The following is a 23,795-nucleotide window of genomic DNA, read 5'->3' as shown; positions in this document are numbered from 1 at the left end:
ATCGCGGACTTGTCGTCCGGCTTCGACTGCTTTGAGCGTCCGGACGATCTGGGTTTCAGTGAATTTGCTCCTGCGCATTGAAAGCCTCCTGGGGCGTGTAGTTTGCCCGGAGACCTCCAGTTACCCTTGGACCGAGTTTAGGGGGAGGCGACACGAGGGCTATTACCGCACCGGCGACGGCGGCTATGTCGACGAGATCGGCCGTCTGTACTGGGAGGGCCGGCTCACCGAGATCATCAAGACCGGCGGCGCCAACATCTCGCCGCAGGAGATCGACGCGGTGATCGCGCTGTTTCCCGGAGTGCGCCGTACCCAAACGGTCGGCGTGCCGCACGATACGCTCGGTGAGATGGCGGTGGCCTGCATCGTCGTCCACGACGGCGTGCGTATCGTCGAGGACGAGCTGCGCGCGTTTTTGAAGCAGCGCCTCGCCAGCTTCAAGGTACCGCGCCGATTCCTTTTCTTGAGCGAGGAGGAGATGCCGGTCACCGCCAACGGCAAGGTCAAACTGACCGAACTCAAGCACCTCGCCGGCGCGCGCCTTGAGCATGCGTGAGCTTGCGCGCGATCAAAGGGCGACAAAAAACCCTGCCGTGCGCAGGGTTTTTTGTGCTCGGAAGGCCGTCGCTGGACGGGATTTGGTGGTGACGGGCGGAATCGAACCGCCGACCTAGGGGTTATGAATCCCTCGCTCTAACCGTCTGAGCTACGTCACCGTGAAAGGGGGCGAAGTGTAAGGAAATCCGCGGGTTTCGTGAAGGCTCCGGGGCTCAGACGTTGAAGCGGAAATGCATGACGTCGCCGTCCTGCACGATGTAGTCCTTGCCTTCGAGCCGCCATTTTCCGGCTTCCTTGGCGCCGGCCTCACCCTTGTAGGCGACGTAGTCGGCGTAGGCGATGACCTCGGCGCGGATGAAGCCTTTCTCGAAATCGCTGTGGATCACGCCGGCGGCCTGCGGTGCGGTCGCGCCGATTTTCACCGTCCACGCGCGCACCTCCTGCGGGCCGGCGGTGAAGTAGGTCTGCAGGCCGAGCAGGGTATAGGCCGCGCGGATCACACGGTTCAGGCCCGGCTCTTCGAGGCCGAGGTCGGCGAGAAAAGCGGCCTTGTCGGCATCGTCGAGTTGGGCGATCTCGGCCTCGATCGCGGCGCACACGGTGACGACCTGGGCGTTCTCGGCGGCGGCGTAGGCTCGCACGCGCTCGAGGTGGTCGTTGCCGGCGGTAAGGCCCGCTTCATCGACGTTGGCGATGTACAGCGCCGGCTTGGCGGTGATCAAGTGTAGCTCGCGCAGTGCGGCGCGCTCATCGGTCGTGAGTGCGAGCGCGCGCACGGGCTTGCCGCCGTCCAGATGCGCCTGCACCCGCTTGAAGAGATCGAACTTGGCGATCGCATCCTTGTTGCCGGTCTTGGCGGCGCGCGCGGCGCGTTCGGCGGCTTTGCCGACGGTGTCGAGGTCGGCGAGCGCGAGCTCGGTGTTGATGATCTCGATGTCGCGGATCGGGTCGGTGGAGCCGGCGACGTGGATCACGTCCGGGTCGTCGAAGCAGCGGGTGACGTGGGCGATGGCGTCGGTCTCGCGGATGTGCGACAGAAACTGGTTGCCCAGACCCTCGCCCTTGCTCGCGCCAGCCACCAGCCCGGCGATGTCGACGAACTCCACCGTGGCGGGCAGCACGCGCTGCGGTTTGGCGATCGCCGCCAGCGCATCGAGTCGGACATCGGGCACCGGCACGACACCGACGTTGGGGTCGATCGTGCAGAACGGATAGTTCTCGGCGGCGATCTGTGCCTTGGTCAGGGCGTTGAACAGGGTGGACTTGCCGACGTTCGGCAGGCCGACGATGCCGCATTGGATGCCCATGGGGTCCTCTTTCAGACTGGCTTGCTGTGAAGCTGATGGATCGCTCGTTCCCAGCCGCGCGACAGCCAGGTGTCGAGCGCCGCCAGCGCAGCGTCGATGCCGCGCTGGATCGTGGCCTCGTCGTCGCGGCTCGGCCGACCGAGCACGTAGTTCAGTACCAGGGTCTTGTCTCCGGGATGACCGATGCCGACGCGCAGGCGGCGGTAGTCCGGACCGAGCGCACGATGCACGTCGCGCAGGCCGTTGTGGCCGCCGTGACCGCCGCCGAGCTTCAGACGCACGGTGCCGGCGGGCAGGTCGAGTTCGTCGTGCGCGATCAGCAGGCGGTCGGGGGTGAGCTTGTAGAACTGCGCCAAGGCCTGCACCGCCTGACCGCTGCGGTTCATGAAGGTGGCCGGCTTGAACAGTAATACCTCGACGTCACCCAAACGGATGCGGCCCAGATCGCCGTGAAACTTCGCCTCGCGTCGCAGCGTCGCGCGTGCGCGCTCGGCGAGCCTGTCCACACACCAGAAGCCGGCGTTGTGGCGTGTGCGCGCGTACTCGTCGCCCGGATTGCCCAGGCCGACGATGGCGTGCAGTTCGCTGGACGGGGCCATGACGATGAGGCGGACGACGCGGTGGGTACCAATGAAAAGGCCCGCCCGGGCACGGGGCCCGGACGGGCCGGGATCGCGCAGCGACCTTTACTTCTTCTCGTCCTTCTTCGGCTCGGCGGCCGCAGCCTCGGTCGGCGCGGCCTCGGTGGCCGCCGCCGTATCTTCCACCGCGGCGCGCGGCAGGTGGATCGAGACCACGGACTGGTCGTTGCCGTGCTTGAGTTCCACCAGTGCCACGCCCTGCGGCAGCGTCAGCGCGGACAGATGGATCGATTCGTTGACCTGCAGGTTCGACAGGTCCACCTCGATGTACTCCGGCAGATCCTTGGGTAGGCACTCGACCTCGACCTGGTTGAGGTGATGCTCGACGATGCCGCCTCCGGTCTTGACGCCCGGCGCCACGTTCTCGCCCTTGAAGTGCAGCGGCACGTGCATGCGCAGGACCTTGTCGGCCTGCACGCGCTGGAAGTCGGCGTGCGTGGGGTCGCCGCTGACCGGATGGCGCTGCAGGTCCTTGAGCACCACCTGCTGCTCGGTGCCGTCGAGCTTCAAGGTGAGCAGGTGCGAGTAGAAGGCCTCGACCTTCAGGTGTTTGCCCATCTCATTGGCGGAAACGCTGATCGCCACGGGTGGCTGATCGCCGCCGTAGACAATGGCCGGGATCTTCCCCGCGCGACGCAGGCGGCGGCTCGCACCCTTGCCCTGGTCGGCGCGGTTCTCGGCGATGACGACAAAATTTTCTCTCATCGGACACTCCGTAAAAAGGAAAACCATCGCCCGCGACCAGGCGATGGGGGCGGGGATTATACAGAATCGGCCACGGACGGCCGCGTTTCGTGCACTCAGGATCCGGCCTGCGGCCGCCGGCCGAGCAGGTCGAGCAGCCAGGCGCGGCCGCCGCGGCGCAGTAAGGCATAGACGTAAAGCAGGATCAGTCCGCCGAGGCTGGTCCATTGCAGCCAGCCGGCATCGACCTTCGCCGACGCGTCCAGCTCCCGGCCTAGCAGCAGCATGCCAAGGCCCAGGCCGCACAGCGCCCAGGCCGCGCTGCGATCGACCGCGTCGATGCAGGCGGTGCGCAGGCCCGAGAGCACACGGTGCCAGCCGCGGCCGGGATCGTGGCCCGGCCGCAGGCCGGCGGCGGTGACGATGCCGACCAACGCATGCGCGAGCAGCAGCGGCGGTGCGGCGACCAGCGCGAGCTGTACGGCGCCGCGCGCCAGCGGCGAGGCGCCCTGGTCGCCGCCGTGGGCCAACGCCAGCAGCCCCAAGGTGGCGAGCGCGGCCAGATTGCCCAGGCCCTCGTACGGGGGAAGAGAATGGTGATGTGCCGTGTCCTCGTCCAAGTGTGGCCGGCCGAAGATCACGTGCAGGATCGACCCGGCGATCAGGGCCTGGAACCAGGCCCAGCCCGCGTTGCCGAGCAGGGCGGCGACGCCGACGCCCAGCAGGTAACCGGTGGCGGTGCCCGCGCACATCGCCAGCAGTGCCAGCGCCGGCAGCCAAGCGCCGAACACCGGATACAGCAGCCACCAGACGACGAGGCCGACCGGCACGCTGTGGATCGCGATCGCCAGACCCAGCGCGCCGTGCGTGTGCGCATCCTCGGCGACCAGCGCGGCGCCGTCGCCGACGCTGTGCAGCACCAGGCCGACGATGGCCAGCCCCAGGGCGGCCAGATGCGCGCCGCGGCGTGCGCGTGCAAGGCCGTGTTCGAGCACGGTGGGGCCGAGCAGGCCGAGCGCGAGAAAGCCCAAACTCCACCACCCGCCGTCGGCGAAGGCCTCGGGCAGCACGTCGAGCAGCACCAGGCCGCTGATGCTCACCAGCACGAAGCCGTCGAGGAACGACAGCAGCGCGAGCCGGCGGCGCGCGAGCAGGTACCACAGCGGCGCGGACAACAGCGCAGCGAGCGTGGCCAGGAGCAGGATGGCGTGCATGAGCAGTCCGCCATTATCCCATGTCGACCACGTCGGACCGCACCGCACCATACGGCGCGGCGATCATCCAGCCGCGGATCGGGACGATGGCGCGCCAGACGGGATTCGACGATTTTCTCGTGAACGAAATCGGACGTCGGTGAGGACCGCGCCGAGCGGTCGCAAGAAAGATGGCGCTCCCACCGGGATTCGAACCCGGGTTTAAGCCTTGAGAGGGCTCCGTCCTAGGCCTCTAGACGATGGGAGCGCGGTGACCACAGCTCGGCCGGTGCGGCCAAAGGGCGCGTATTATCGGCGCGCCGACGCGGCGATTCAACCCGTTCATTCGAGAAGGGACGCTCCATCCCCCATCGTGTCCCGTCGACGGAGTGTCGCGCGAGGATCGATGTGATCGCTGTCTTCGTCGATAGCGGCGATGCCGGAGTGTGCGCTCATGCCCTGCAAGCAGAGCAGCGGCTCACCGTCGAGCAAGGTCGTCATTTCCCCGGCTCGGATGCTCGTGCGTCGCCTGACACCCGATTGTTGGGCCTGCACTCTACTTTAGTCGAACAGCACGACCTGACGCACCGCTTCGCCGCGGGCCAGCCGGTCGAAGCCGGCGTTGATGTCGTCGAGCTCGAGTGTCTGCGTGAGCAGGCGATCCACCGGCAGGCGGCCGGCGCGGTACAAGGCGATGAAGCGCGGCAGGTCGCGCGAGGGCACGGCCGAGCCCATGTACGAGCCTTTCACCGTGCGTTCCTCGGCAACCAGGCTCACCGCCGAGATCGCGAACTGCTTCTGCGGATGCGGCAGGCCCACGGTGACGGTGGTGCCGCCGCGGCGCGTCGCCGCGTAGGCCTGGGCGAGCGCGATCTCGACGCCCGCGGTCTCGATCGCGTACGCCGCGCCGCCGCGGGTCGCTTGGCGGACCTCGTTCACGGTGTCCGCGCCGGCGAGCACGGTGTGGGTGGCGCCGAGGCTGCGCGCGAGTTCGAGCTTGGCCGGCAGCACGTCGACGGCGACGATCGGCTCGGCGCCGGCGGCCAGGGCGCCGAGCAGCGCCGCGAGGCCCACACCGCCCATGCCGAAGATCGCGACGCTCTCGCCGGGGGCGACGCGCGCGGTGTTGATCACGCTGCCGACGCCGGTCATCACCGCGCAGCCAAACAGCGCGGCGATCTGCGGCGGCAGTTCGCGGTCGATGCGCACCGCCGAGCGCGCCGAGACCACGGTGTACTCGGCGAAGCCAGAAACGCCCAGATGGTGGTGGAGTGGGGTGCCGTCCGCGCCGTGCCAGCGGCGCGCGCCCGACAGCAGTGTGCCGGCGAGGTTGGCCTTGGCGCCGGGCTCGCACAGCGCCGCGCGGCCGTCGGCGCAGTAGTCGCAATGGCCGCAGCTCGGCACGAAGGCAAAGACCACGGCATCGCCCGGCACGAAGCCCGGCGTGTCCGGCCCGGTCTCGACGACCTCGCCGGCGGCCTCGTGGCCGAGCACCATCGGCATCACCCGCGGCCGCGAGCCGTCGATGACCGAGAGGTCCGAGTGGCACAGGCCGGCCGCGCGCACGCGCACCAAGAGCTCGCCCGGACCGGGGCCGTCGAGCGTCACGTCGTCGATCCGCAAGGGCTGCGACTGCGCATACGGCGCCGGCAGACCCATTTCGCGCAGCACGGCGGCGCGGACTTTCATGAGGCGTTCTCCGTGGCAGGAACCAGCAGCCTTTGCAGTGCGTTGCGCATCGGGCCGGGCAGGGGTGTCGGCCGTCGTGTTGCGCGATCGACGAAGACATGCACGAACCAGCCTTCGGCGGCGGCCGTCGGGCTGTGCTCGCGGAACAGGCCGATTTCGTAACGCACCGAGGAATTGCCCAGGTGTGCGACGCGCAGACCGGCGTCGACCGCATCGGGAAACGCCAGCGAATCCATGAAGCGGCAGTGCGACTCGGCGCACAGGCCGATCACGCTTCCGGCGTGGATGTCGAGGCCGGCCTCGCGGATCAGCAGGGTGTTGATTACCGTATCGAAGTAGCTGTAATACTCCACGTTGTTGACGTGGCCGTAGACATCATTGTCTTTCCAGCGCGTGGTGATGCGCTGGAAGTACGGATAGTCCGATCTGCTGGGTTTGCCGCTCACGCGTCGCTCTCGGTCCGGACGAGTGCCACGCAGTGTAGTACGTCATGCTCGCCCGCGCGGGCATATCTCGCATCACATTCGAGGAGAACGACGATGGCGACCCCGCTCCCGGGCCAGATGATGGACGCCCCGCTCTTGGTATCGGCACTGCTGCAGCATGCCGACCGTTATCACGGCGACACCGAGATCGTGTCGCGCACCGTCGAGGGGGGCATCCATCGCTACACGTATGCCGACGCCGCCGCGCGCAGCCGCCGGCTCGCCAATGCGCTCGGCAAGCTCGGTGTCGAGCCCGGCATGCGCGTGGCGACGCTGGCCTGGAACGGCTATCGCCACTTCGAGCTGTACTACGCCGTGTCCGGCATGGGCGCGGTTATGCACACGATCAATCCGCGGCTGTTCCCGGAGCAGATCGCGTGGATCGCCGGCGACGCCGAGGATCGGATCCTGTTCTTCGACCTCACGTTCGCGCCGCTGGTCGCGGCGTTGGCGGCCAAGTGCAAGACGATCAAGCACTGGGTGGCGATGACCGATCGCGCCCACTTGCCCGGGCACGACATTCCGAACCTGCTGTGCTACGAGGACCTTCTCGCGGCGGAGTCGGATGCCTACGAATGGCCCGAGTTCGACGAACGCAGTGCCTGTTCGCTGTGCTACACCTCCGGCACCACCGGCAATCCCAAAGGCGTGCTGTACTCGCACCGATCGATGATGTTGCACACCTTCGTGGCCTGCCAGCCGGACGTGTTCAACGTCTCGTCACGCGACTGCATCCTGCCGGTCGTGCCGATGTTCCACGTCAACGCCTGGTCGATTCCCTACGCGGCGCCGATGGTCGGCGCCAAACTGGTGTTCCCGGGCGCGGCACTCGACGGCGCCAGCCTGCACGAGCTGTTCGAGAGCGAGAAGGTCACCATGTCGGCCGGTGTGCCGACCGTGTGGCAGGGCCTATTGCAGTACCTGCAGGCCAACCGACTCAAGCTGTCGACGGTCAAGCGCTGCGTGATCGGTGGATCGGCCTGTCCGCCGGCGCTGATGAAGACCTTTGAGAACGACTACGGCGTCAAGATCCACCACGCCTGGGGGATGACCGAGCTGTCGCCGCTGGGCACCTACAACACGCTCAAGAGCAAGCACCTCGCTTTGCCGAAGGACGAGCAGTTCGCGATCGAGACCAAGCAGGGGCGGCCGCCGTTCGGCGTGCAGCTCAAAATCGTCGACGGCGACGGCAAACCGCTACCACACGACGGCAAGGCTTTTGGCGATCTCTTGGTCAAGGGCTACTGGGTGCTCGACCGTTACTACAAGCTCGACCAGAGCCCGCTCGTCGACGGTTGGTTCCCGACGGGCGACGTCGGCACGCTCGATCCGGACGGCTATCTGCAGATCACCGACCGCTCCAAGGACGTGATCAAGTCCGGCGGCGAGTGGATCGGTTCGATCGATCTGGAGAACGTCGCCTGCGCCCATCCGGCGGTGGCCCAGGCCGCAGTGATCGGCGTGCACCATCCCAAGTGGGACGAGCGCCCGCTGCTGGTCGTGGTCAAAAAGCCGGGACAGGAGGTCAGCAAGGACGAGCTGCTCGCCTTGTATCCCGGCAAGGTCGCCAAGTGGTGGATTCCGGACGACGTGGTGTTCGTCGACGAGCTGCCGATGACCGCGACCGGCAAGATCTCCAAGCTGCGGCTGCGCGAGTCGTTCAAGGACTACAAGCTGCCGACGGCCTGAGCGCGCCGCGTCAGCCCGCGGCGCGTGGCGGCGCGGTAACCAGCGTGGGGCCGCGCGCCGCCACCGGCGCGCATCGTGCCGGTAGGCGCGGCTCGCGTCGCTGCGCGCATTCGCGGGATTTGCCCGGCTGGCCCAGGCGAGGCATCTGGCGCGGTGCGGTCATCGGTCGGCTCCGGCGAGGGCGCGAGTTTTCGCGGTGAGGTCAGGATGTGCCGATTCGCGCGCGCCGTCTGTCGCGGATCGTCGCCGCGTCACCGTCGCGATCGCCCGCGTCCGGTCGTGCCGTCCCCGACGAGCCCTGACGGCACCCCGACGGTGACGGTCAGGCGCCGTCGACCAGCGCTCGCTCGCGCAGCCGGCGGATCTCGTCGCGCTTGGCCGCGGCGGCCTCGAATTCGAGATTCAGCGCGAGCTGTTTCATTTCCTTTTCCAGCTTGGCGATCTTCTTCGCCAGCAGTTCCGGCGGAACGATCTCGTCGTGCGCCTTGACCTCGGCCGATCGGAGCGCCTTGCCGGAGACGTCCTCGTAGCCGTAGCGCATGACGTCCTGCACGCGCTTGTGCACACCCTTTGGCGTGATGCCGTGCGCGGCGTTGAACGCGAGCTGCTTATCGCGACGGCGGTTGGTCTCATCCAGCGCGCGGCGCATCGAGTCGGTGATCTGGTCGGCATACAAGATCGCCTTGCCGTCGAGATGGCGCGCCGCACGGCCGATGGTCTGGATCAGCGAACGCTCCGAGCGCAGAAAGCCTTCCTTGTCGGCGTCCAAGATCGCGACCAGCGAGACTTCGGGGATGTCCAGGCCCTCGCGCAGGAGGTTGATGCCGACCAGCACGTCGAACAGGCCCAGGCGCAGGTCGCGGATGATCTCGGCGCGTTCGACGGTGTCCACGTCGGAGTGCATGTAGCGTACCTTGACGCCGTTCTCGTGCAGGTAGTCGGTCAGATCCTCGGCCATGCGCTTGGTCAGCACCGTGACCAGCACGCGCTCGTTCCTCTGGCTGCGCAGGCGAACCTCGCCGAGCAGGTCGTCCACCTGCGTCGCGGCCGGCCGCACCTCGACTTCGGGGTCGACCAGGCCAGTGGGCCGCACCAGTTGTTCGACGATGGCGCCGGCGGACTTTTGCTTCTCGTAATCCCCAGGCGTCGCCGAGACGAAAATCACCTGCGGCACGATGCGCTCGAACTCCTCGAAGCGCAGCGGCCGGTTGTCGAGGGCCGACGGCAGCCGAAAGCCGTATTCGACCAGGGTCTCTTTGCGGTTGCGGTCGCCTTTGTACATCGCGCCGAGCTGGGGCACGGTGACGTGCGACTCGTCGAGCACGACGATCGCATCCGGCGGCAGGTAGTCGAGCAGGCAGGGCGGCGGCTCGCCCGGGCGGCGCCCGGACAGGTACCGCGAGTAGTTTTCGATGCCGTTGCAGTAGCCGATCTCCTGGATCATCTCCAGGTCGAACAGCGTGCGCTGCTCGATGCGCTGCGCCTCCAGGAGCTTGCCGACGGACTGGAAGTACTTCACCCGCGCGCGCAACTCTTCGCGAATCTCGTCCAGCACGCCGAGTATTCTCTCGCGCGGCGTCACGTAATGGGTCTTGGGGAACACGGTCACGCGCGGCAGCTTCTGCTTGACCTCGCCGGTGAGTGGATCGAACAGCGACAGCGACTCGATCTCGTCGTCGAACAGTTCGACGCGCACCGCGTCGGTGTCGGATTCCGCCGGGTGGATGTCGATGATCTCGCCGCGCACGCGGTAGGTGCCGCGCTCGATCGCGACCTCGTTGCGGGTGTACTGCATCGCCGTGAGCTGGCGGATCAGCTCGCGCTGATGGATGCGCTCGCCACGCACCAGGTGCAGCACCATCGAGAAATAGCTCTCGGGATCGCCGAGGCCGTAGATCGCCGACACTGAGGCGACGATGATCGCGTCGCGCCGCGTCATCAATGCCTTGGTCGCCGACAGGCGCATCTGCTCGATGTGCTCGTTCACCGAGCTGTCTTTTTCGATGTAGGTGTCGGTGCTCGGTACGTAGGCCTCGGGCTGGTAGTAGTCGTAGTAGGAGACGAAGTACTCGACCGCGTTGTCCGGGAAGAACTCGCGGAACTCGCCGTAGAGCTGCGCCGCCAGCGTCTTGTTCGGCGCCATCACCAGCGCCGGACGCTGCACCGCTTGGATCACGTTGGCGATGGCGAAGGTCTTGCCCGAACCGGTCACGCCCAGCAGCGTTTGATGGGTCAGGCCGTCGCGCAGGCCTTGGACCAGCGCTGCGATCGCCGCCGGCTGGTCGCCGGCGGGCGGCCAGTCGGCGCAGAGGCGAAAGGCGTGGTCCTCACGGCGTCGGAGGCGCCGCATCGGAAGGGCATCGCGTGGGGTTTCCTGCATGGCGCGGACAGCTTAACCCGCATCGTGGGCTGACCGCGGGCCGGTGCCGCCTGGCCGATCACTGGATAGCGAGTCGCTATCGCGTCGCTGACGATAATGAATTGGACCGATCGAGCACACGGTTCTAAGGTGGCGCTGGACCTCGCCGCAGCGCCGGCGGTGTCCGTGAATAGATGGGTAGGACCCACCCCAACCGGAGACCTCGATGAGCAAGACACTGCATTCGATGCTCGCGGCCTGCGCCCTGGGCGCAGCGTCGCTGACGTCGTTCGCCGCAGCCGGCGTCAAAGCCGGCCCCGACAACGACTACTGGTGGCCGAATCGCCTGGATTTGTCGCCCTTGCGCCATAACGCCCAGGCGGGCAGTCCGCTGGATCCCGACTTCGATTACGCCGAGGCCTTCTCGAAGCTGGACCTCGCCGCGGTGAAGAAGGATCTGGTGCAGTTGATGCGCACCTCGCAGGACTGGTGGCCGGCGGATTTCGGCCATTACGGCCCTTTCTTCATCCGCATGGCCTGGCACAGCGCCGGGACCTACCGCGCGATCGACGGCCGCGGCGGCGCCGACGGCGCGATGCAGCGCTTCGCCCCGCTCAACAGCTGGCCCGACAACGCCAATCTCGACAAGGCCCAGCGCCTCTTGCTGCCAATCAAGCAGAAGTATGGCGCGGCGTTGTCCTGGTCCGACCTGATGGTGCTCGCCGGCACGGTCGCGATGGAGGACATGGGGTTCAAGATCCTCGGCTTCGCCGGCGGCCGTGAGGACGGCTGGCAGCCCGAGATCGTCGACTGGGGCCCTGAAACGAAGTGGCTCGCCGACGAGCGTCACACTGGCAAGCGCGAACTGGCCAAGCCCTTCGGCGCGACGCAGATGGGCCTGATCTACGTCAATCCGGAAGGCCCGAACGGCAATCCAGACCCGCTGGCCGCCGCCCATGACATCCGCCAGGCTTTCGGCCGGATGAACATGAACGACGAAGAGACCGCGGCCCTGATCGCCGGCGGGCACACGTTCGGCAAGGCGCATGGCGCGCACAAGCCGGAGGAATGCGTCGGTGCGGAACCCGAAGCGGCGAGCATCGAACACCAGGGGCTCGGCTGGATGAGCCGGTGCGGCAGCGGCAAGGGCGCCGACACCGTCACCAGCGGACTCGAAGGCGCGTGGACGGTGAGCCCGGCGCAGTGGACGCACAACTACCTGCAGAACCTTTACGGCTTCGAGTGGGTGCAGACCAAGAGCCCGGCCGGCGCCACGCAATGGGTGCCCAAGGACGGTGCGGGCGCGAACCTGGTGCCGGACGCGCACGATCCGTCCAAGCGCCACACGCCGATCATGTTCACGACCGATCTCGCGCTCAAGGAAGACCCGGCCTACCGCAAGATCACCCAGCGCTGGCTCGAAAATCCGGCCGAGTTCGAGACGGCTTTCGCGCGCGCCTGGTTCAAGCTCACGCATCGCGACATGGGGCCGGTCTCGCGCTATCGCGGCTCGATGGTGCCCAAGGAAACCTTCATCTGGCAGGACCCGGTGCCGCCGGTCGATCACCCGCTGATCGATGAGCAGGACATCGCCAAGCTGAAGAAGGACATCCTCGCCTCTGGACTCACGGTGCCCGAACTGGTGCGCACCGCCTGGGCCTCGGCCTCGACCTTCCGCGATACCGACATGCGCGGCGGTGCCAACGGCGCGCGCGTGCGTCTTGCGCCGCAGAAAGACTGGCCGGTCAACCAGCCCAAGGAGCTCGCCAAGGTGCTGGCCAAGCTCGAAGGCATCCAGCAGCGCTTCAACAAATCGGCGCGTGGCGGCAAGCGCGTCTCGCTGGCGGACGTGATCGTGCTCGGCGGTGTCGCCGCCATCGAGAAGGCCGCGGCGGATGCGGGCCATGCGATCACGGTGCCGTTCGCGCCGGGCCGCACCGACGCCACGCAGGAGATGACCGACGTCGAGTCCTTCGCTTACCTCGAACCCACGGCGGACGGTTTCCGCAACTACCTCGCCAAGGACCACCCGCTGCCGCCGGCCGAGGCCCTGGTCGAGCGCGCCGCGCTGCTCAACCTCACCGTGCCGGAAATGACCGTGCTGGTCGGCGGCATGCGCGTGCTCGGCGCCAACACCGGCGGCAGCAAGCACGGCGTGTTCACCGATCGACCGGGCCAGCTCAGCAACGACTTCTTCGTCAACCTCGTCGACATGTCCACCGAGTGGCAGAAGGCCGCGGGCAGCGAGGGCTTGTACGAAGGCCGTGACCGCAAGACCGGCAAGCTCAAGTGGACGGCGACGCCGGTGGACCTGATCTTCGGCGCCAACTCCGAGCTGCGCGCGGTGGCCGAGTTCTACGCCGCCGACGACGCCAAGCGTAAATTCGTCGAGGACTTCGTCAAGGCCTGGAACAAGGTGATGAACGCGGACCGCTTCGACCTGACCTGAAGCGGCGCATCGGTGCGCGGCGCCCGGATCGCACCGGGCGCCGCTTTTTTCGTGCCCGGCCGGCCGCACTTCCAGTATCATCCCGCCCCATTTGTTCACCCCAAAGACGGGACCACCGTGGAACTCTCGCTCGCCCAGCGCGTCGGCCGCATCAAGCCCTCGCCGACCCTCGCCGTCACCGCCAAGGCCGCCGAACTCAAGGCCAAAGGGCTGGACGTCCTCTCCTTGGGCGCCGGTGAGCCGGACTTCGACACGCCGGAGCACATCAAGGACGCCGCGCGCAAGGCGCTCGACGAAGGCAAGACCAAGTACACGCCGGCGACCGGCACACCCAGCCTCAAGCAGGCCATCATCGCCAAGATGAAGCGCGACAACGGGCTGGAGTACAGCCCCAAGCAGGTCATCGCCTCGGTCGGCGGCAAGCAGGCCTGCTACAACCTGTGTCAGGCGCTGCTCGACGACGGCGACGAGGCGATCATCCCGGCGCCGTACTGGGTCAGCTACCCGGACATGGTCCTGCTCGCCGGCGGCAAGCCGGTCTTCATCGAGACCACCGCCGAGGCGCGCTTCAAGATCACCCCGGCGCAGCTCGAAGCGGCGATCACCCCACGCAGCAAGCTGCTGTGGCTGAACTCACCGTCCAATCCGTCCGGCATGGCTTACACCCGGGCCGAGCTGGCCGCACTGGGGGAGGTGCTGCTCAAGCATCCGCAGGTCGTCATCGCCAGCGACGACATGTACGAGAAGATCCTGTGGAGCGTCGATCCCTACAGCAACATCGTCAATGCCTGCCCGGCGCTGTATGACCGCACCGTGATCATCCACGCGGTCTCCAAGACCTACTCGATGACCGGCTGGCGCCTGGGCTGGGCCTGCGGCCCGGCGAAGATCATCAACGCGATGGGCGACATCCAGTCGCAGTCCACATCCAACCCGACCTCGATCGCTCAATACGCCGCCGAGGCCGCCCTCAACGGCGATCAAGGCTGCGTCACCGAGATGGTCGCCGCGTTCAAGGCGCGTCACGACGCGCTGGTGGATGCGCTCAACGGCATCCCTGGCGTGCGCTGCCTCAAGGGCGACGGCACCTTCTACGTGTTCCCGAACGTCGAAGGCCTGATGGCCAGGCTCGGCTGCAAGACCGACCTGGAGCTGTCCGACCTCTTGCTCGACAAGGCTCTCGTCGCCGTCGTGCCCGGCTCCGCCTTCGGCACGCCCGGCCACCTGCGTCTGTCTTTCGCCACCTCGGACCAGGTGCTCAAGGGCAGCGTCGAGCGCATCAAGGCCCTCGTCGCCGGCTGAAAGGCCGGCGACGTTGCGCCTCTGGGATCAGATCACTACAATTCGCGTCCCTCAAGCGCTTCCGCGATAGCTCAGTCGGTAGAGCAGCTGACTGTTAATCAGCGGGTCGTTGGTTCGAGTCCAACTCGCGGAGCCATTTCTTCCTCCTCGCGAACTTCGCGGGAGGCGTCGTTCAACAGCGGCCCCAGGAGCGATCCTCGGGGCCGCTGCCTTTTCTTCCCCTGGTTTCCCGAGGGTTTGCGCGTCGCCGAGCGTCGCGTGCGCTGGGACGGCGCTGGCACAAGGAGCGCCGCGGGCGTGAAGGAGCGCGCTGCGAGGGCGCTCCGGACGGCGTTCGTGCTCTCTCTTCTGGCCCGCGGGGAGAGAGAAGCCGAGAGCGGTTAACAGCGGAGGGCCTTCGGGCGGGACGGAGGCGCTGACGGTTAACTGGCCACGCCAACGTGAACAGCCATCGCGTCGACGGGCCACAGGACGCCGAAGCCAACATGCCGCCCTCGGCCGATAGCGATCGGCCCCGCAACAGGTCGATCGAAGGTCACGCGCACGTGTAGCTTGGGCGTCTCACCGAGGTAGCCGTTGGCGCGGTAGTGCTTCGCGATGTGAACGCCAGCGAGCGGTCCACCAGCCACGACCTCGATGGACTCGATACTTGCCTCCCTACCTGCGATGGCTTGACGGACGCTGCGCTCGACCAGCTCACGACGTCGCTTCTGGAGGTGTAGCTCGCGGGCAGCGGCCTTCGCGGGCTCATTTTTAACGTTGCGTCGCGCCTCGATGAGGCGTTTCCACTCGTCTCTCGTCAGTTCCTTGGCCTGCTGTACGAGCGGGGTCACCGTGACCCAGGTGCGCGAGCGCTTTGTGATGGCTCGCAGCCACTGCCCATCGGGCTCCGTGTCGAGGATAACACCGGTGCCCCGCCCGTTGTCGCGTAGCTCGCGGCCGTGGAGGAGCACCTGCGCCATTTCCACGATCGCACGCCTGGTCGGGTCATCGCCGCCGCCGAAATCCGCCAGGGCGATGCGACGCACGCGACCATCCGGGTACGGGCCGAGAACGCTCGGCAGCGGCAGGACCGCGAGGTGCGGCTCGGAGACGGGCTTGTCGCTCTCGTCGTGCCCCACGAGCACACGGCGAACGAGCGCCTCCATCGCGGGTCGGTCGCTCGGGCCTCTCGCGAGCATGTCCACGACCTCGGCACGGACTTCATCGAGCAGGTGTCGCACGGGCCCGACGACCTGCCGAAGCAAGCGCGCGTCCCACGAGCAGCGCTTGCCGTTGCGCCAGAGGCCGAGCACGAAGGTCGGAACATCACGGTCAGCAGCGCGAGTATCCGATGCGTACGTCACGGCTCGCACTCCCGCGGCAGACAGGGGCAGCTCGTTGCGGTCCCGAGCGAAGAGGGCGTCGCACACGTCGAGACACCCAGCTTCGGGCACCTCCAGCGAAGCACCGGTCGACGCAGGCTGCCAGCGCACGGCGCCATCAGGTGGCTTCGCATCGGTGGCATCGAGTATAGCTAGGTCTTCGCCCTTGCCGACGCTGGGAACACGCCGTGCCACATCGCGGATGATGGGCACATGCGAGGCGTCGACGTCCGGCCACCAGTACCAGACGGTGTGCGGCATCTCGATGTCCGCGACGTGGCGTTCCGCCTTGCCGTCCCAGCCGACTTCCCAGCCAGCCAGCGGCTCTTCGTCGAGGTCGATGCCCTTTACGGGGTTGAACTTCCGCTCGGACGGCCAGTTTTTCGAGTTGTTGGGTATGAACCGGCGTTGACGTGCCGGGCGTTGCTTTGCGTGAGGCGTGACAATCTCGGGGAGCTTCGTATTCTCGATCCGGCCTTGCTGCTCTAGCACGCGCAGAGAGTCGTCGATTGCCTTGCGGTTGCTCTGCGCCCAGCCAGAACGCGCGGAAGCCACGAGTGCCTTGAAGAGGCGCGCCGGGCTCGGCGGCCACTCACGGCCGGAGTATCCGGCCAGGAACTGAACGCGGATCGCAAGAGGCATCAGGACTCCGCGTCGTCGTCGCCCGTCGCGCTGTCCTCGGCGTCGGTCGACGCCTCGCTCGTGACGGGTGCATTACAACTCTTCGACTGGGCTTTCTCCCAGAGTTTCTTCAACTCGTTCTTCTTCTCGAGCTCCGACTTCTTGCCCGCGTACCGCGGCAATCCAATGAGCGCTGTCACGACGTCCTCCTTCCCCTCTTCAGCTCGCCCGAGTTGTTCCCTCCCTTCTTGCTGACAGCGGCATTCGCGCCACTTGGATCGAACGCGAGCACGATCGGGGCCGGGAGGGCCAGCGCCTTGGTCCCATTGATCTCCTTCTCTCCGAAGAACGCTCTGGCTGCTGCTTCGAGATACGTCGTGGCAACATCCTTCGCCGGAAGATAAAACGCGGTCTCATCGCCCGAATACTTCACCGTCACGGCGGTGAAGGCAGTCGGATCGGCGACGGTCTCCCCGTTCTCTGTCTTGCTCTCGCGCACGAGGATGCAACCCTCCCGAAGGTCCCACACGCCGTGGTCCGCCGCCGACGCCAGCGCCAGCGCGAACAGGTATCGGCGCAGAGCCAGGCTCTTGACTGCGTCGATCTCGACCACGCCAGCAGCGGTCGCGGCCTTGAAGGTCGCGAGCGCGCGCAGACCCGACAGCGCGATGATGGTGGTGCGCTCGATGGGTCCAAAGGCGATCACGCCGCCGGGAGACTCGGGCACCGGCACGTCGGTCATGCCGAGCTGCGACGCGGAGTTCTTGGTGTTCGGGTCTTCCGTAGCCGCCTCCTTCGCCTCCTTGAGGATTTGCTCCAGCTCCTGGCTCACCTCGGGATCGATGCTCGACCAGTACTGGCTGCGCTTCGTGACCTTCTGCACGTTGAAGGCGACGATCTCGCTGCGGATGAGGCGCCGCGCCTTCGACTTGGTCGACTTCTTGGCCGAGTCGCGGCTGTCCCAGTGCCCGAACACGAGCGACGTCGGTGCGAGCTTCGCGAGCGGAGCGGCGTCGCCCTTGACGTAGGCTTTGAGCGCAGTCTCGAACGGTTCGAAGCCGTCCTTGTCACCGTCTTTGCTGTAGCGGACGACGGCATCGCCCACGCGGTGGCCGACCTCGAGCAAGTCGATCAAACGCTGGCCCACGCGGCTGCCCCTGATGGTGACTTTCGGGATGTATTTGCCCGAGTATTTGAGCAACCGGGCCTCGAGCCGGTTCGCCTGCGAGGGGACCGAGTCGACCGTGCAGCGATTCGCGATAACGCCGTCCTTCTGCGCGCCCTCGGGATCGTCGGCGCGCGGGCCGAAGCGATCGATCTGGTAGTCGCTCTTGCCCCGCCCGGTGGCGGCGAACGTAGGCGGGAAGAAAACGCCGCGCGCACCCTGAACCGGGCGAAGGCGCTCGCGCATCACAATGGCGGCGACATCAGCGTCGTCATTGAGAAGATCATCGTACTCCGTCAGGATCGTGTTGTCACTCATCGCTGTCCTCGTCATCGCTCTCGTCTTCGTTACCAGAGTCCAGCGTGGCGATTCCAGCTGGACGAGCAAGCTGCAAGTATCCGTATTGTCCCATCATGCCGATGATGGCTTCGCGCTTCACCAGCTCGGAGGGCGTGACCTCCACGCCTCGCGCGGCCATTCGCGCGAGCGCCAGTGGCAGGTGCCCGTTCCAGGTGCAGTAGCTGAAGACCCGCTTCCGCACGCCGACGACGCCGTGGGGGGCGTTTTTGCCTTCGCGGCGCGGAGGGAAGAACGACGAAAGCCCGATCGCTGCCAGCAGCTCCAGTGCAGGTCGCCCCGGCGAGGTCACGCCATTCTTGGCCGCGTCGTTCGCACTGATGCCGCGATCGAGCGACGAGCGCGTGGTTGCAGCATCGAGGTTGAGGCGGCTGCTTCCTGGCGAAACGAACGTCAGGATTTCTCGGAGCGTCTGCGGTTCCCCGAGCGAGCTCGCTGCCTCGATCAGGTCGGAAACGAGCGTCACGATTCCTTCTTGGTTGCCTGCCCAGAACTTCCAGCGGCTCTTATCTTTTGGACCTAGCTTCTCGATCTTACCTCGCGAGACAGTCGCTCGCTCGTACCAGTGGTCGACAACGACCACCGGCTTCTCGGGCAGCGCGAGCTCGAGGCCGCCGCACCAATCACCTTTCGCCTCCGCCAAGGGCACGCGGCCCTTCTGGGTGACCGCCTTCCAGGCGTCCATGGAGCCGAGATGGTTCGCCAGCTCCACGGCGACGGCTGCCTCGTCGACGTCAGCGTAAACTTCGCACACATCGGCAGCCGCAGATGGCAACGACGGCAGCACGCCTGTCGCTCGCCGCCACGCCGACGTCGCGTTCGCGTCGTAGCGGCTGAGCACTTCGAGGAGACCACAGACGGCGAGTACCTCGCCGGGGTTGCGGGCATCGATGACGAGCTGGATGGTCGTCATGGCGATTCCTCCTCGTCGCGCGAGGCCAGCACGTCGGCAGCCTTCACCAACGCCTCGAGCCACGCGAGCGACCACCATCCGTACTGGGCCTGGAGCTTCGCGAAGCGCACCGGTGTTTCGCTGAGGACGCGCCTTGCGCCATCGGTGGCGACTAGCCCGATCGCCTCGCCGGGAAAGCCGGGACGTGCGTGCCCGTGGTGGGCAGCTACGAGGTGAAGGCACAACTCGCGGTCGACCACATCAGGCAAGCTCACCTTGCCATCGCCGAGGTCTGCAACAGAGCCCAGCTCGTGGCGGTAGCCTCGGTTGATCTGGTAATCGAAGCGCGAGCGGTCCGACTTCGCGACCGCAGGCTTCTCGATGCGGCCCACGGCGCGCTGCCACCACGGGCGGTCCTTGCCGAGGTCGTGCTGGCCAGCGGCCTCGATGACGGTGTCGCGCAGTACCGTGGGCAGCGACAGCCGCCGGCACAGCTCCGTCGCCCTGGTGCGCGCGTCGCCCAGGTGCTGGGTGAGCAGAACGTCCTTCTGGAAGCCGAGCGAGCCGTCGTCGTGCTCGGCATCTTCGAGCGCACGGCCGTCTTTACGAGCCACGACCACGCCGCGCGTTCCGGACCCTGCCGACTCGACGAGCCGCCAGCCACCGCCGAGCAACTTATCGGCGACCCCTCTAACCTCGCTCAAAAGATCCTCGGCGTCGGTGTCGGACTCGATCTGTTGCGGTTCACCGTCGTTCGCCGAGGCCGTCGTGACCTTCCCGGAATCGATCCAGAGCCGACGACGCTGCGCGCGGCTCGTCGGCTGCGCCTGCTCCGCAATGTCACTCACCGGTTGCGTCGTCGCGGGGTTCACAAACTGGCCGTCGTAGCCCCCGGCGCTGGTCGGCAGCACCACCGTGGCGTCGTGAAGGGCCGCGCGAAGCTTGCTGTCGTCGTCAGTGGGGAGCTCGCGAAGGCGGAACGGCTTGGTCTCACCGTAGCGCGTGATGAGCAGGAAGCGCGCCCCGAGAGCGTCGTCTTCGACGGCTCGACCACGAACCGCCTTGAGCAGTTCGACGGCCTCGTAGAGCGGACACCGCGCCGTCTCACGCGCGCCGATCGGGAACGCCGCAACAATGCGCTCGGCGTCGTCGGGCTTGGTCACGCGATCGAGCTCCGCGCGCCACGCCAGCTCTACGTAGAGCGAGGAATCTTCGACGCTGCCGTGGAGCCAGCGGCCGACATCCGGGCGAGCCCCGGCGTTCGGATGCTCCGAGGTCATCGCGAGGTCGTCGAGCACGGCATTGGTCAGGGCCGGAGGAGGGACGCGCACATCGAAAAGACCGCGCTTCTCCTCGTCGCTGAGCCCATCTTGCAGACATGCAGGGAACGTCCCCGGTGAACCCAGAAGTTCCTTTCCATCAGCCACGAGCGCTTGCAAGCGCTCAAACACCTTGCCGGCCGGTCCGTTCGCGTCCTCGTTGCCAACTACCCTCACCGTGACTTCCCGAATGCTCAAACCGAGCCGGTTCACGCGACCAAGCCGCTGGATGAGGCTGTCGGCGGCGCAGGCCTCGACGCCGAGGTGATCGCAGTCGATGTCCGCGCCAACCTCGACGCAGGAGGTCGCGACGAGGAAGATCGGCGCGTCGAAGACCACTGTGCGATCGCGCTGGCTCTTGAAGCGCGCGTACTTGTCGGACTCCACGACAGTATCGCGATCATAGCCGCGCATGCTGCCCGTGAGCGTCACGACCTGCCCGTCAGGTACGCCGCCCGCGCGAAGCGCAGCAGCGCATTTCCGAACCTCGGGGACGGTGTTCACCACGATGCCGATGACCGCCCCCGGGTCGGCTTTCGACTTTGCGATGGCCCACGCCGCGAGCTGAGCACCGACACCTTTGTCGGGGTCCAGCGCCTCGACCTCGATCTTCTTCTTGGCGTTGAGACGCTTGCTCACCTTTTCGTCGTCGGTCTCCTTCGGCCAGGTGTGCCCGTCGATGACGGTGTCGACGTCGAGCAGCTGGAAGACACGTCGCGTGGTCGGCTCCTCGGGCAGTCCGGGCGTTCGCCGGAGCAGGTCTCGAACGGGCTCCATCGTGGCGCCCATCCTCACGACTGCGAACGGAGCGAGCGTGCCGACGCGGCGTTCAATCGCGGTGAGCGTCGTGGCGAAGGGCGCGCAGAGGTGAGCCTCGTCGAGGACCAGCAAGCAGTCTTGCCCGGTGAGTCCCGCCTCCAGCGCGCGGCCCCAAGGGCCCACACGGCCGTAGGCGCTGAAGAGCAGGCGAGAGCCGATCATGTCGACCGTGCCGACGATGATCGCCGGGCGCGTCGGGTCGTCGCGCCAGCGGGTGTCGAGCGCGCGCTGCCCGCGCAGCGTGGACACCTCGACGACCGAGGAGGTGCAGCCCGCGTCCTTCAACGTCGTCGCGATCTCATGGAGCGCGTGCCCCTCGTCCTCGGCCGCCAATTCGAGGCGCTTCCGTACCCCTTCCGCGAACTCCGAGGCCTCATCGACGACCACGCGTCGATCCACGACGTACGCGAGGCGACGAGGAACGGCGGTCGACTGGCGCGCGAGCGCACGGCCCAGCGCCAAGACCCAGAGCGCGATGATCGAGGTCTTTCCGATACCAGTGGCGAGCTCGACGTCGGTCGGGAAGCGACCCGCTTCGAGGTCCGTGAAGAGTCGGTGTTGCCAGCGGCATGCACCGTCGTGACCGGTGAGCGCCCGGTACAGGGTGTCGAACGCCTCGAAGGCGAGGAGTCCCGCGTCCTGATCTGCGGACTGTTCGCTCGTCGCCGTCGGCGTGGCCGTCACGGAGCTCATTCCGGGATGCCCCACGCACCACGCCGAGCCCATGATGCTAGTGTGGTGTTCCGTATGTAACTTTCCATTATGGACGCTGTCCAAGGATTAATCTTGGCGCAGGGAGCAGACCCTGATGGGAAGACCGGCGAAGCCTTTGGTGGTCAGCGCGCAGGATCGTGCGCAACTCGAAGCGATGGCGCGCTCGCAGGCTTTGCCGGCGGCGTTGGCGCGTCGTGCGCAGATGATCCTGCGAATGGCAGATGGCGAGAGCAACAGCGCAGTGGCCCGTCGCTACCGCACGAGCCGACCAACTGTGACGCTGTGGCGTACCCGTTTTCGAGAGCGTGGCATTGCGGGACTGCATAACGAACTCAAGCCCGGACGGCCGCGCTCGACCAGCGACAAACAGGTAGCCCAGCTGATCAAGACTGCGATCAAGCGCAAGCCTCCCGGGAAGACCCAGTGGTCGCGCCGATCGCTGGCGACCGCCACGGGCTTGTCGGTGACGACGGTCCGTCGCTACATGACGCTGTTCGGGCTGCAGCCGCATCGCGTCAAGAGCTTCAAGCTGTCGACCGACCCGTTCTTCGTCGAGAAGGTGCGGGATATCGTCGGGTTGTATCTGAATCCGCCTGACCATGCGCTGGTGCTGTGCGTGGATGAAAAGAGCCAGGTTCAGGCGCTCGAACGCACCCAGCCGATGCTGCCGATGGGGCTGGGCTACGTCGAAGGTGTCACCCACGACTACGTGCGTCATGGCACGACGACTCTGTTTGCTGCTCTTGATGTGGCCAATGGCAGCGTCCTGACTCAGTGCAAGCCGCGCCACCGCCATCAGGAGTTCCTGTCGTCCCTGCGCCACATCGAGGCCAACGTCCCGGCGCATCTCGATGTCCATCTGATCTGCGACAACTACGGCACCCACAAGCACGCCAAGGTCAAAGCCTGGCTGGCTAGGCGTCCACGCTTCCATGTGCACTTCACGCCCACGTACAGCTCCTGGCTCAATCAAGTCGAGCGCTGGTTCGCGTTGATCACCAACCAGACCATTCGCCGTGGCTCCTTCGAGTCGGTCGCGCACCTGAAGCGAAAAATCGAAACATTCGTCAAGCACTACAACCACCATCCCAAGCCGTTCCGATGGACCGCCACTGCCGATTCGATCTTCGCCAAGCTCGAACGCCTATGTAAAGTTTTAAACGGAACACCACACTAGCGGTGCGACATCGTGAGGGCACGTCGAGCGCATAGGCGTTCGATCGTACCAGGGTGAGGCGACCGGAAAAAGGCGCAGTACCCGGCCCATCCGGCCCCTCCTATTCCACACGGTACGCCTCGCTACGCGCGCTGAGCGTAATGATGGCGGGCGCGCTGTCGTCCTCGGGATCGCGCGCGAGCGCACCGTCGAGAACGCGCACCAGCGTGCCCGTTGTGAACTCGTCAGCTTGCTGCAACCGCAGCAGCGCGGGCGTCTTCGCTGGCAGAATATGCGCGCGCGCGACCACCGCGTCCCAGTTCGTCGGACCGTGACGACCGGTGATCTTCAGCTCGATGTCTCCGAAGCAGCCGTCCTCCGAGATCGCCTGCGCGGCCCCCGCCCAGTAGGCGTCGCAGAGCTGGCGCACGCCGCAATAGCGACACGTTTCAGTAGCCGGGCGTGCTTCGGGAGGCCGCGCGGCCAGCGCCGCCTTCGGCAAGCGCAGTCGTGCGAGCATCGATTGCACGCGTGCGCGGAGCGTGGGGACTTGCCCGCGAAGCATTCGCCGAGCCTGCTCCACGATCGGGAGCGCGCGCGGGTTGTCGTCGAAGCGACGCAGGATGCGCTCGACGCACTCCTCCACGACGCGCGTGTACCCACCCAGCTCCTTCAGCACCTGCGTGGCGAGCGGGTGGTTCAAGGAAGGCACCCCTGCTTGCGTCAGCTGCTTCGTGATGACCTCGAGCGCCAGGTGAACGACGCTCCCTGCCAATGTCGCCAACTGGAGCTTCTGTGGATACCCGCGCCCGCTCCAGAGCTCCGGGTACGCGGCGGCGCTTAGCGCCCAGCGACGTGGGCACTCGTCGATCTCCGCGTGCACCGACACGCTCATCTCGGCCGGCGGGCTGAATCGCCCCGGGTTTCGCGGAGGCCAGTTGGTTTAAGTCAGACGGTTGCGGCCTGACCAGCGCGTTGACGATGGTAGTTTGCCTCGAACTCCGCGGGTGGGACATGACCCAGCGGCCCCAT

The 23,795-nt window shown here is 66.7% G+C and carries 20 protein-coding genes and 3 tRNA genes; 7 read left to right on the top strand and 16 right to left on the bottom strand.

Annotated elements, in window-relative coordinates; all coding sequences use genetic code 11:
* Positions 1-58 precede the first annotated feature (58 nt).
* Complete coding sequence (locus ABSH63_RS14885; protein ID WP_352890784.1) at positions 59-556, top strand: AMP-binding enzyme; 498 nt, start codon at positions 59-61, stop codon at positions 554-556.
* Positions 557-639: 83 nt separating this feature from the next.
* On the opposite strand, the gene ABSH63_RS14880 is transcribed toward ABSH63_RS14885, so the two are convergent.
* From ABSH63_RS14880 to ABSH63_RS14860, 5 genes are all read right to left on the bottom strand, one after another.
* A tRNA-Met gene (locus ABSH63_RS14880) sits at positions 640-716 on the bottom strand.
* 54 nt (positions 717-770) lie between these two features.
* On the bottom strand, positions 771-1,865 hold the full coding sequence (gene ychF, locus ABSH63_RS14875; protein ID WP_352890782.1) for a redox-regulated ATPase YchF: 1,095 nt from the start codon (positions 1,863-1,865) through the stop codon (positions 771-773).
* Positions 1,866-1,876: 11 nt separating this feature from the next.
* Positions 1,877-2,464, bottom strand: coding sequence for an aminoacyl-tRNA hydrolase (gene pth / locus ABSH63_RS14870; RefSeq protein ID WP_352890780.1), 588 nt, complete (start codon positions 2,462-2,464; stop codon positions 1,877-1,879).
* 87 nt (positions 2,465-2,551) lie between these two features.
* Positions 2,552-3,211: a 50S ribosomal protein L25/general stress protein Ctc gene (locus tag ABSH63_RS14865; RefSeq protein ID WP_352890778.1), complete on the bottom strand. Its 660-nt coding sequence runs from the start codon at positions 3,209-3,211 to the stop codon at positions 2,552-2,554.
* 95 nt (positions 3,212-3,306) lie between these two features.
* Positions 3,307-4,404 (bottom strand): hypothetical protein, encoded by a 1,098-nt coding sequence (locus ABSH63_RS14860; RefSeq protein ID WP_352890776.1) that lies wholly within the window; start codon positions 4,402-4,404, stop codon positions 3,307-3,309.
* A gap of 20 nt (positions 4,405-4,424) precedes the next feature.
* Between ABSH63_RS14860 and ABSH63_RS14855 the strand changes: the two genes are divergently transcribed.
* Positions 4,425-4,547 carry a hypothetical protein gene (locus ABSH63_RS14855; protein WP_352890774.1) on the top strand — a complete coding sequence of 41 codons (123 nt, stop codon included), beginning with the start codon at positions 4,425-4,427 and terminating at the stop codon, positions 4,545-4,547.
* A 28-nt stretch (positions 4,548-4,575) separates the two neighbouring features.
* Here the strand turns inward: ABSH63_RS14855 and ABSH63_RS14850 are convergent.
* From ABSH63_RS14850 to ABSH63_RS14835, 4 genes are all read right to left on the bottom strand, one after another.
* Positions 4,576-4,651, bottom strand: a tRNA-Glu gene (locus ABSH63_RS14850).
* Between the two features lie 74 nt (positions 4,652-4,725).
* A complete protein-coding gene (locus ABSH63_RS14845) occupies positions 4,726-4,884 on the bottom strand; it encodes a hypothetical protein (protein WP_352890772.1) in 159 nt (52 codons plus the stop codon).
* Positions 4,885-4,944: 60 nt separating this feature from the next.
* On the bottom strand, positions 4,945-6,072 hold the full coding sequence (locus ABSH63_RS14840) for a zinc-dependent alcohol dehydrogenase family protein (RefSeq protein WP_352890770.1): 1,128 nt from the start codon (positions 6,070-6,072) through the stop codon (positions 4,945-4,947).
* Positions 6,069-6,518: an acyl-CoA thioesterase gene (locus tag ABSH63_RS14835; protein WP_352890769.1), complete on the bottom strand. Its 450-nt coding sequence runs from the start codon at positions 6,516-6,518 to the stop codon at positions 6,069-6,071. Before ABSH63_RS14835 ends, ABSH63_RS14840 begins: the two co-directional genes overlap by 4 nt.
* A 93-nt stretch (positions 6,519-6,611) precedes the next feature.
* Here ABSH63_RS14835 and ABSH63_RS14830 point away from each other — a divergent pair, with 93 nt between their 5' ends.
* Positions 6,612-8,246, top strand: coding sequence for a 3-(methylthio)propionyl-CoA ligase (locus ABSH63_RS14830; protein ID WP_352890767.1), 1,635 nt, complete (start codon positions 6,612-6,614; stop codon positions 8,244-8,246).
* 322 nt (positions 8,247-8,568) lie between these two features.
* On the opposite strand, the gene uvrB is transcribed toward ABSH63_RS14830, so the two are convergent.
* Positions 8,569-10,596 (bottom strand): excinuclease ABC subunit UvrB, encoded by a 2,028-nt coding sequence (uvrB, locus tag ABSH63_RS14825; RefSeq protein WP_352890765.1) that lies wholly within the window; start codon positions 10,594-10,596, stop codon positions 8,569-8,571.
* 235 nt (positions 10,597-10,831) lie between these two features.
* On the opposite strand from uvrB, the gene katG reads away from it, so the two are divergent.
* From katG to ABSH63_RS14810, 3 genes are all read left to right on the top strand, one after another.
* A complete protein-coding gene (gene katG, locus ABSH63_RS14820; RefSeq protein ID WP_352890763.1) occupies positions 10,832-13,054 on the top strand; it encodes a catalase/peroxidase HPI in 2,223 nt (740 codons plus the stop codon).
* A gap of 117 nt (positions 13,055-13,171) precedes the next feature.
* The gene (locus ABSH63_RS14815; RefSeq protein ID WP_352890761.1) at positions 13,172-14,356 is read left to right on the top strand and encodes a pyridoxal phosphate-dependent aminotransferase; all 1,185 of its coding nucleotides are present in this window, start codon (positions 13,172-13,174) and stop codon (positions 14,354-14,356) included.
* Positions 14,357-14,416: 60 nt separating this feature from the next.
* A tRNA-Asn gene (locus ABSH63_RS14810) sits at positions 14,417-14,492 on the top strand.
* A gap of 286 nt (positions 14,493-14,778) precedes the next feature.
* Here the strand turns inward: ABSH63_RS14810 and csb2 are convergent.
* From csb2 to cas3g, 5 genes are read right to left on the bottom strand one after another with little or no spacing between them, the layout of a single operon-like run.
* The gene (gene csb2, locus ABSH63_RS14805; RefSeq protein WP_352890759.1) at positions 14,779-16,362 is read right to left on the bottom strand and encodes a type I-G CRISPR-associated protein Csb2; all 1,584 of its coding nucleotides are present in this window, start codon (positions 16,360-16,362) and stop codon (positions 14,779-14,781) included.
* Positions 16,362-16,541, bottom strand: a complete 180-nt coding sequence (locus ABSH63_RS14800; protein ID WP_352890757.1) for a hypothetical protein — start codon at positions 16,539-16,541, stop codon at positions 16,362-16,364. The genes csb2 and ABSH63_RS14800 overlap by 1 nt, the downstream gene beginning before the upstream one ends.
* On the bottom strand, positions 16,538-17,824 hold the full coding sequence (cas7g, locus tag ABSH63_RS14795; RefSeq protein WP_352890755.1) for a type I-G CRISPR-associated RAMP protein Csb1/Cas7g: 1,287 nt from the start codon (positions 17,822-17,824) through the stop codon (positions 16,538-16,540). Before cas7g ends, ABSH63_RS14800 begins: the two co-directional genes overlap by 4 nt.
* Positions 17,817-18,776 (bottom strand): hypothetical protein, encoded by a 960-nt coding sequence (locus ABSH63_RS14790; RefSeq protein ID WP_352890753.1) that lies wholly within the window; start codon positions 18,774-18,776, stop codon positions 17,817-17,819. The genes cas7g and ABSH63_RS14790 overlap by 8 nt, the downstream gene beginning before the upstream one ends.
* Complete coding sequence (cas3g, locus tag ABSH63_RS14785; RefSeq protein WP_352890751.1) at positions 18,773-21,577, bottom strand: type I-G CRISPR-associated helicase/endonuclease Cas3g; 2,805 nt, start codon at positions 21,575-21,577, stop codon at positions 18,773-18,775. The genes ABSH63_RS14790 and cas3g overlap by 4 nt, the downstream gene beginning before the upstream one ends.
* A 124-nt stretch (positions 21,578-21,701) precedes the next feature.
* Here cas3g and ABSH63_RS14780 point away from each other — a divergent pair, with 124 nt between their 5' ends.
* Positions 21,702-22,784: an IS630 family transposase gene (locus tag ABSH63_RS14780; RefSeq protein WP_352890749.1), complete on the top strand. Its 1,083-nt coding sequence runs from the start codon at positions 21,702-21,704 to the stop codon at positions 22,782-22,784.
* A 100-nt stretch (positions 22,785-22,884) separates the two neighbouring features.
* On the opposite strand, the gene ABSH63_RS14775 is transcribed toward ABSH63_RS14780, so the two are convergent.
* Positions 22,885-23,658 carry a hypothetical protein gene (locus ABSH63_RS14775; protein WP_352890747.1) on the bottom strand — a complete coding sequence of 258 codons (774 nt, stop codon included), beginning with the start codon at positions 23,656-23,658 and terminating at the stop codon, positions 22,885-22,887.
* Positions 23,659-23,795 lie beyond the last annotated feature (137 nt).

It is taken from the genome of Sinimarinibacterium thermocellulolyticum, assembly GCF_040327995.1.
In the GTDB taxonomy this organism is placed as follows: Bacteria; Pseudomonadota; Gammaproteobacteria; order Nevskiales; family Nevskiaceae; genus Solimonas; species Solimonas thermocellulolyticum.
The sequence above is the reverse complement of the archived record's forward strand: the minus strand, read 5'-3'. Positions and strand labels throughout refer to the sequence as shown.

Bases quoted from the DNA above. Each gene is read 5' to 3' on its own strand.
- katG (WP_352890763.1), top strand. From the start codon at position 10,832: ATGAGCAAGACACTGCATTCGATGCTCGCGGCCTGCGCCCTGGGCGCA.
- ABSH63_RS14845 (WP_352890772.1), bottom strand. From the start codon at position 4,884: ATGACGACCTTGCTCGACGGTGAGCCGCTGCTCTGCTTGCAGGGCATG.
- pth (WP_352890780.1), bottom strand. From the start codon at position 2,464: ATGGCCCCGTCCAGCGAACTGCACGCCATCGTCGGCCTGGGCAATCCG.
- ABSH63_RS14855 (WP_352890774.1), top strand. From the start codon at position 4,425: ATGTCGACCACGTCGGACCGCACCGCACCATACGGCGCGGCGATCATC.
- uvrB (WP_352890765.1), bottom strand. From the start codon at position 10,596: ATGCGGCGCCTCCGACGCCGTGAGGACCACGCCTTTCGCCTCTGCGCC.
- csb2 (WP_352890759.1), bottom strand. From the start codon at position 16,362: ATGCCTCTTGCGATCCGCGTTCAGTTCCTGGCCGGATACTCCGGCCGT.
- ABSH63_RS14775 (WP_352890747.1), bottom strand. From the start codon at position 23,658: ATGAGCGTGTCGGTGCACGCGGAGATCGACGAGTGCCCACGTCGCTGG.
- ABSH63_RS14790 (WP_352890753.1), bottom strand. From the start codon at position 18,776: ATGACGACCATCCAGCTCGTCATCGATGCCCGCAACCCCGGCGAGGTA.
- cas7g (WP_352890755.1), bottom strand. From the start codon at position 17,824: ATGAGTGACAACACGATCCTGACGGAGTACGATGATCTTCTCAATGAC.
- ABSH63_RS14865 (WP_352890778.1), bottom strand. From the start codon at position 3,211: ATGAGAGAAAATTTTGTCGTCATCGCCGAGAACCGCGCCGACCAGGGC.
- ABSH63_RS14860 (WP_352890776.1), bottom strand. From the start codon at position 4,404: ATGCACGCCATCCTGCTCCTGGCCACGCTCGCTGCGCTGTTGTCCGCG.
- ychF (WP_352890782.1), bottom strand. From the start codon at position 1,865: ATGGGCATCCAATGCGGCATCGTCGGCCTGCCGAACGTCGGCAAGTCC.
- ABSH63_RS14840 (WP_352890770.1), bottom strand. From the start codon at position 6,072: ATGAAAGTCCGCGCCGCCGTGCTGCGCGAAATGGGTCTGCCGGCGCCG.
- ABSH63_RS14830 (WP_352890767.1), top strand. From the start codon at position 6,612: ATGGCGACCCCGCTCCCGGGCCAGATGATGGACGCCCCGCTCTTGGTA.
- ABSH63_RS14780 (WP_352890749.1), top strand. From the start codon at position 21,702: ATGGGAAGACCGGCGAAGCCTTTGGTGGTCAGCGCGCAGGATCGTGCG.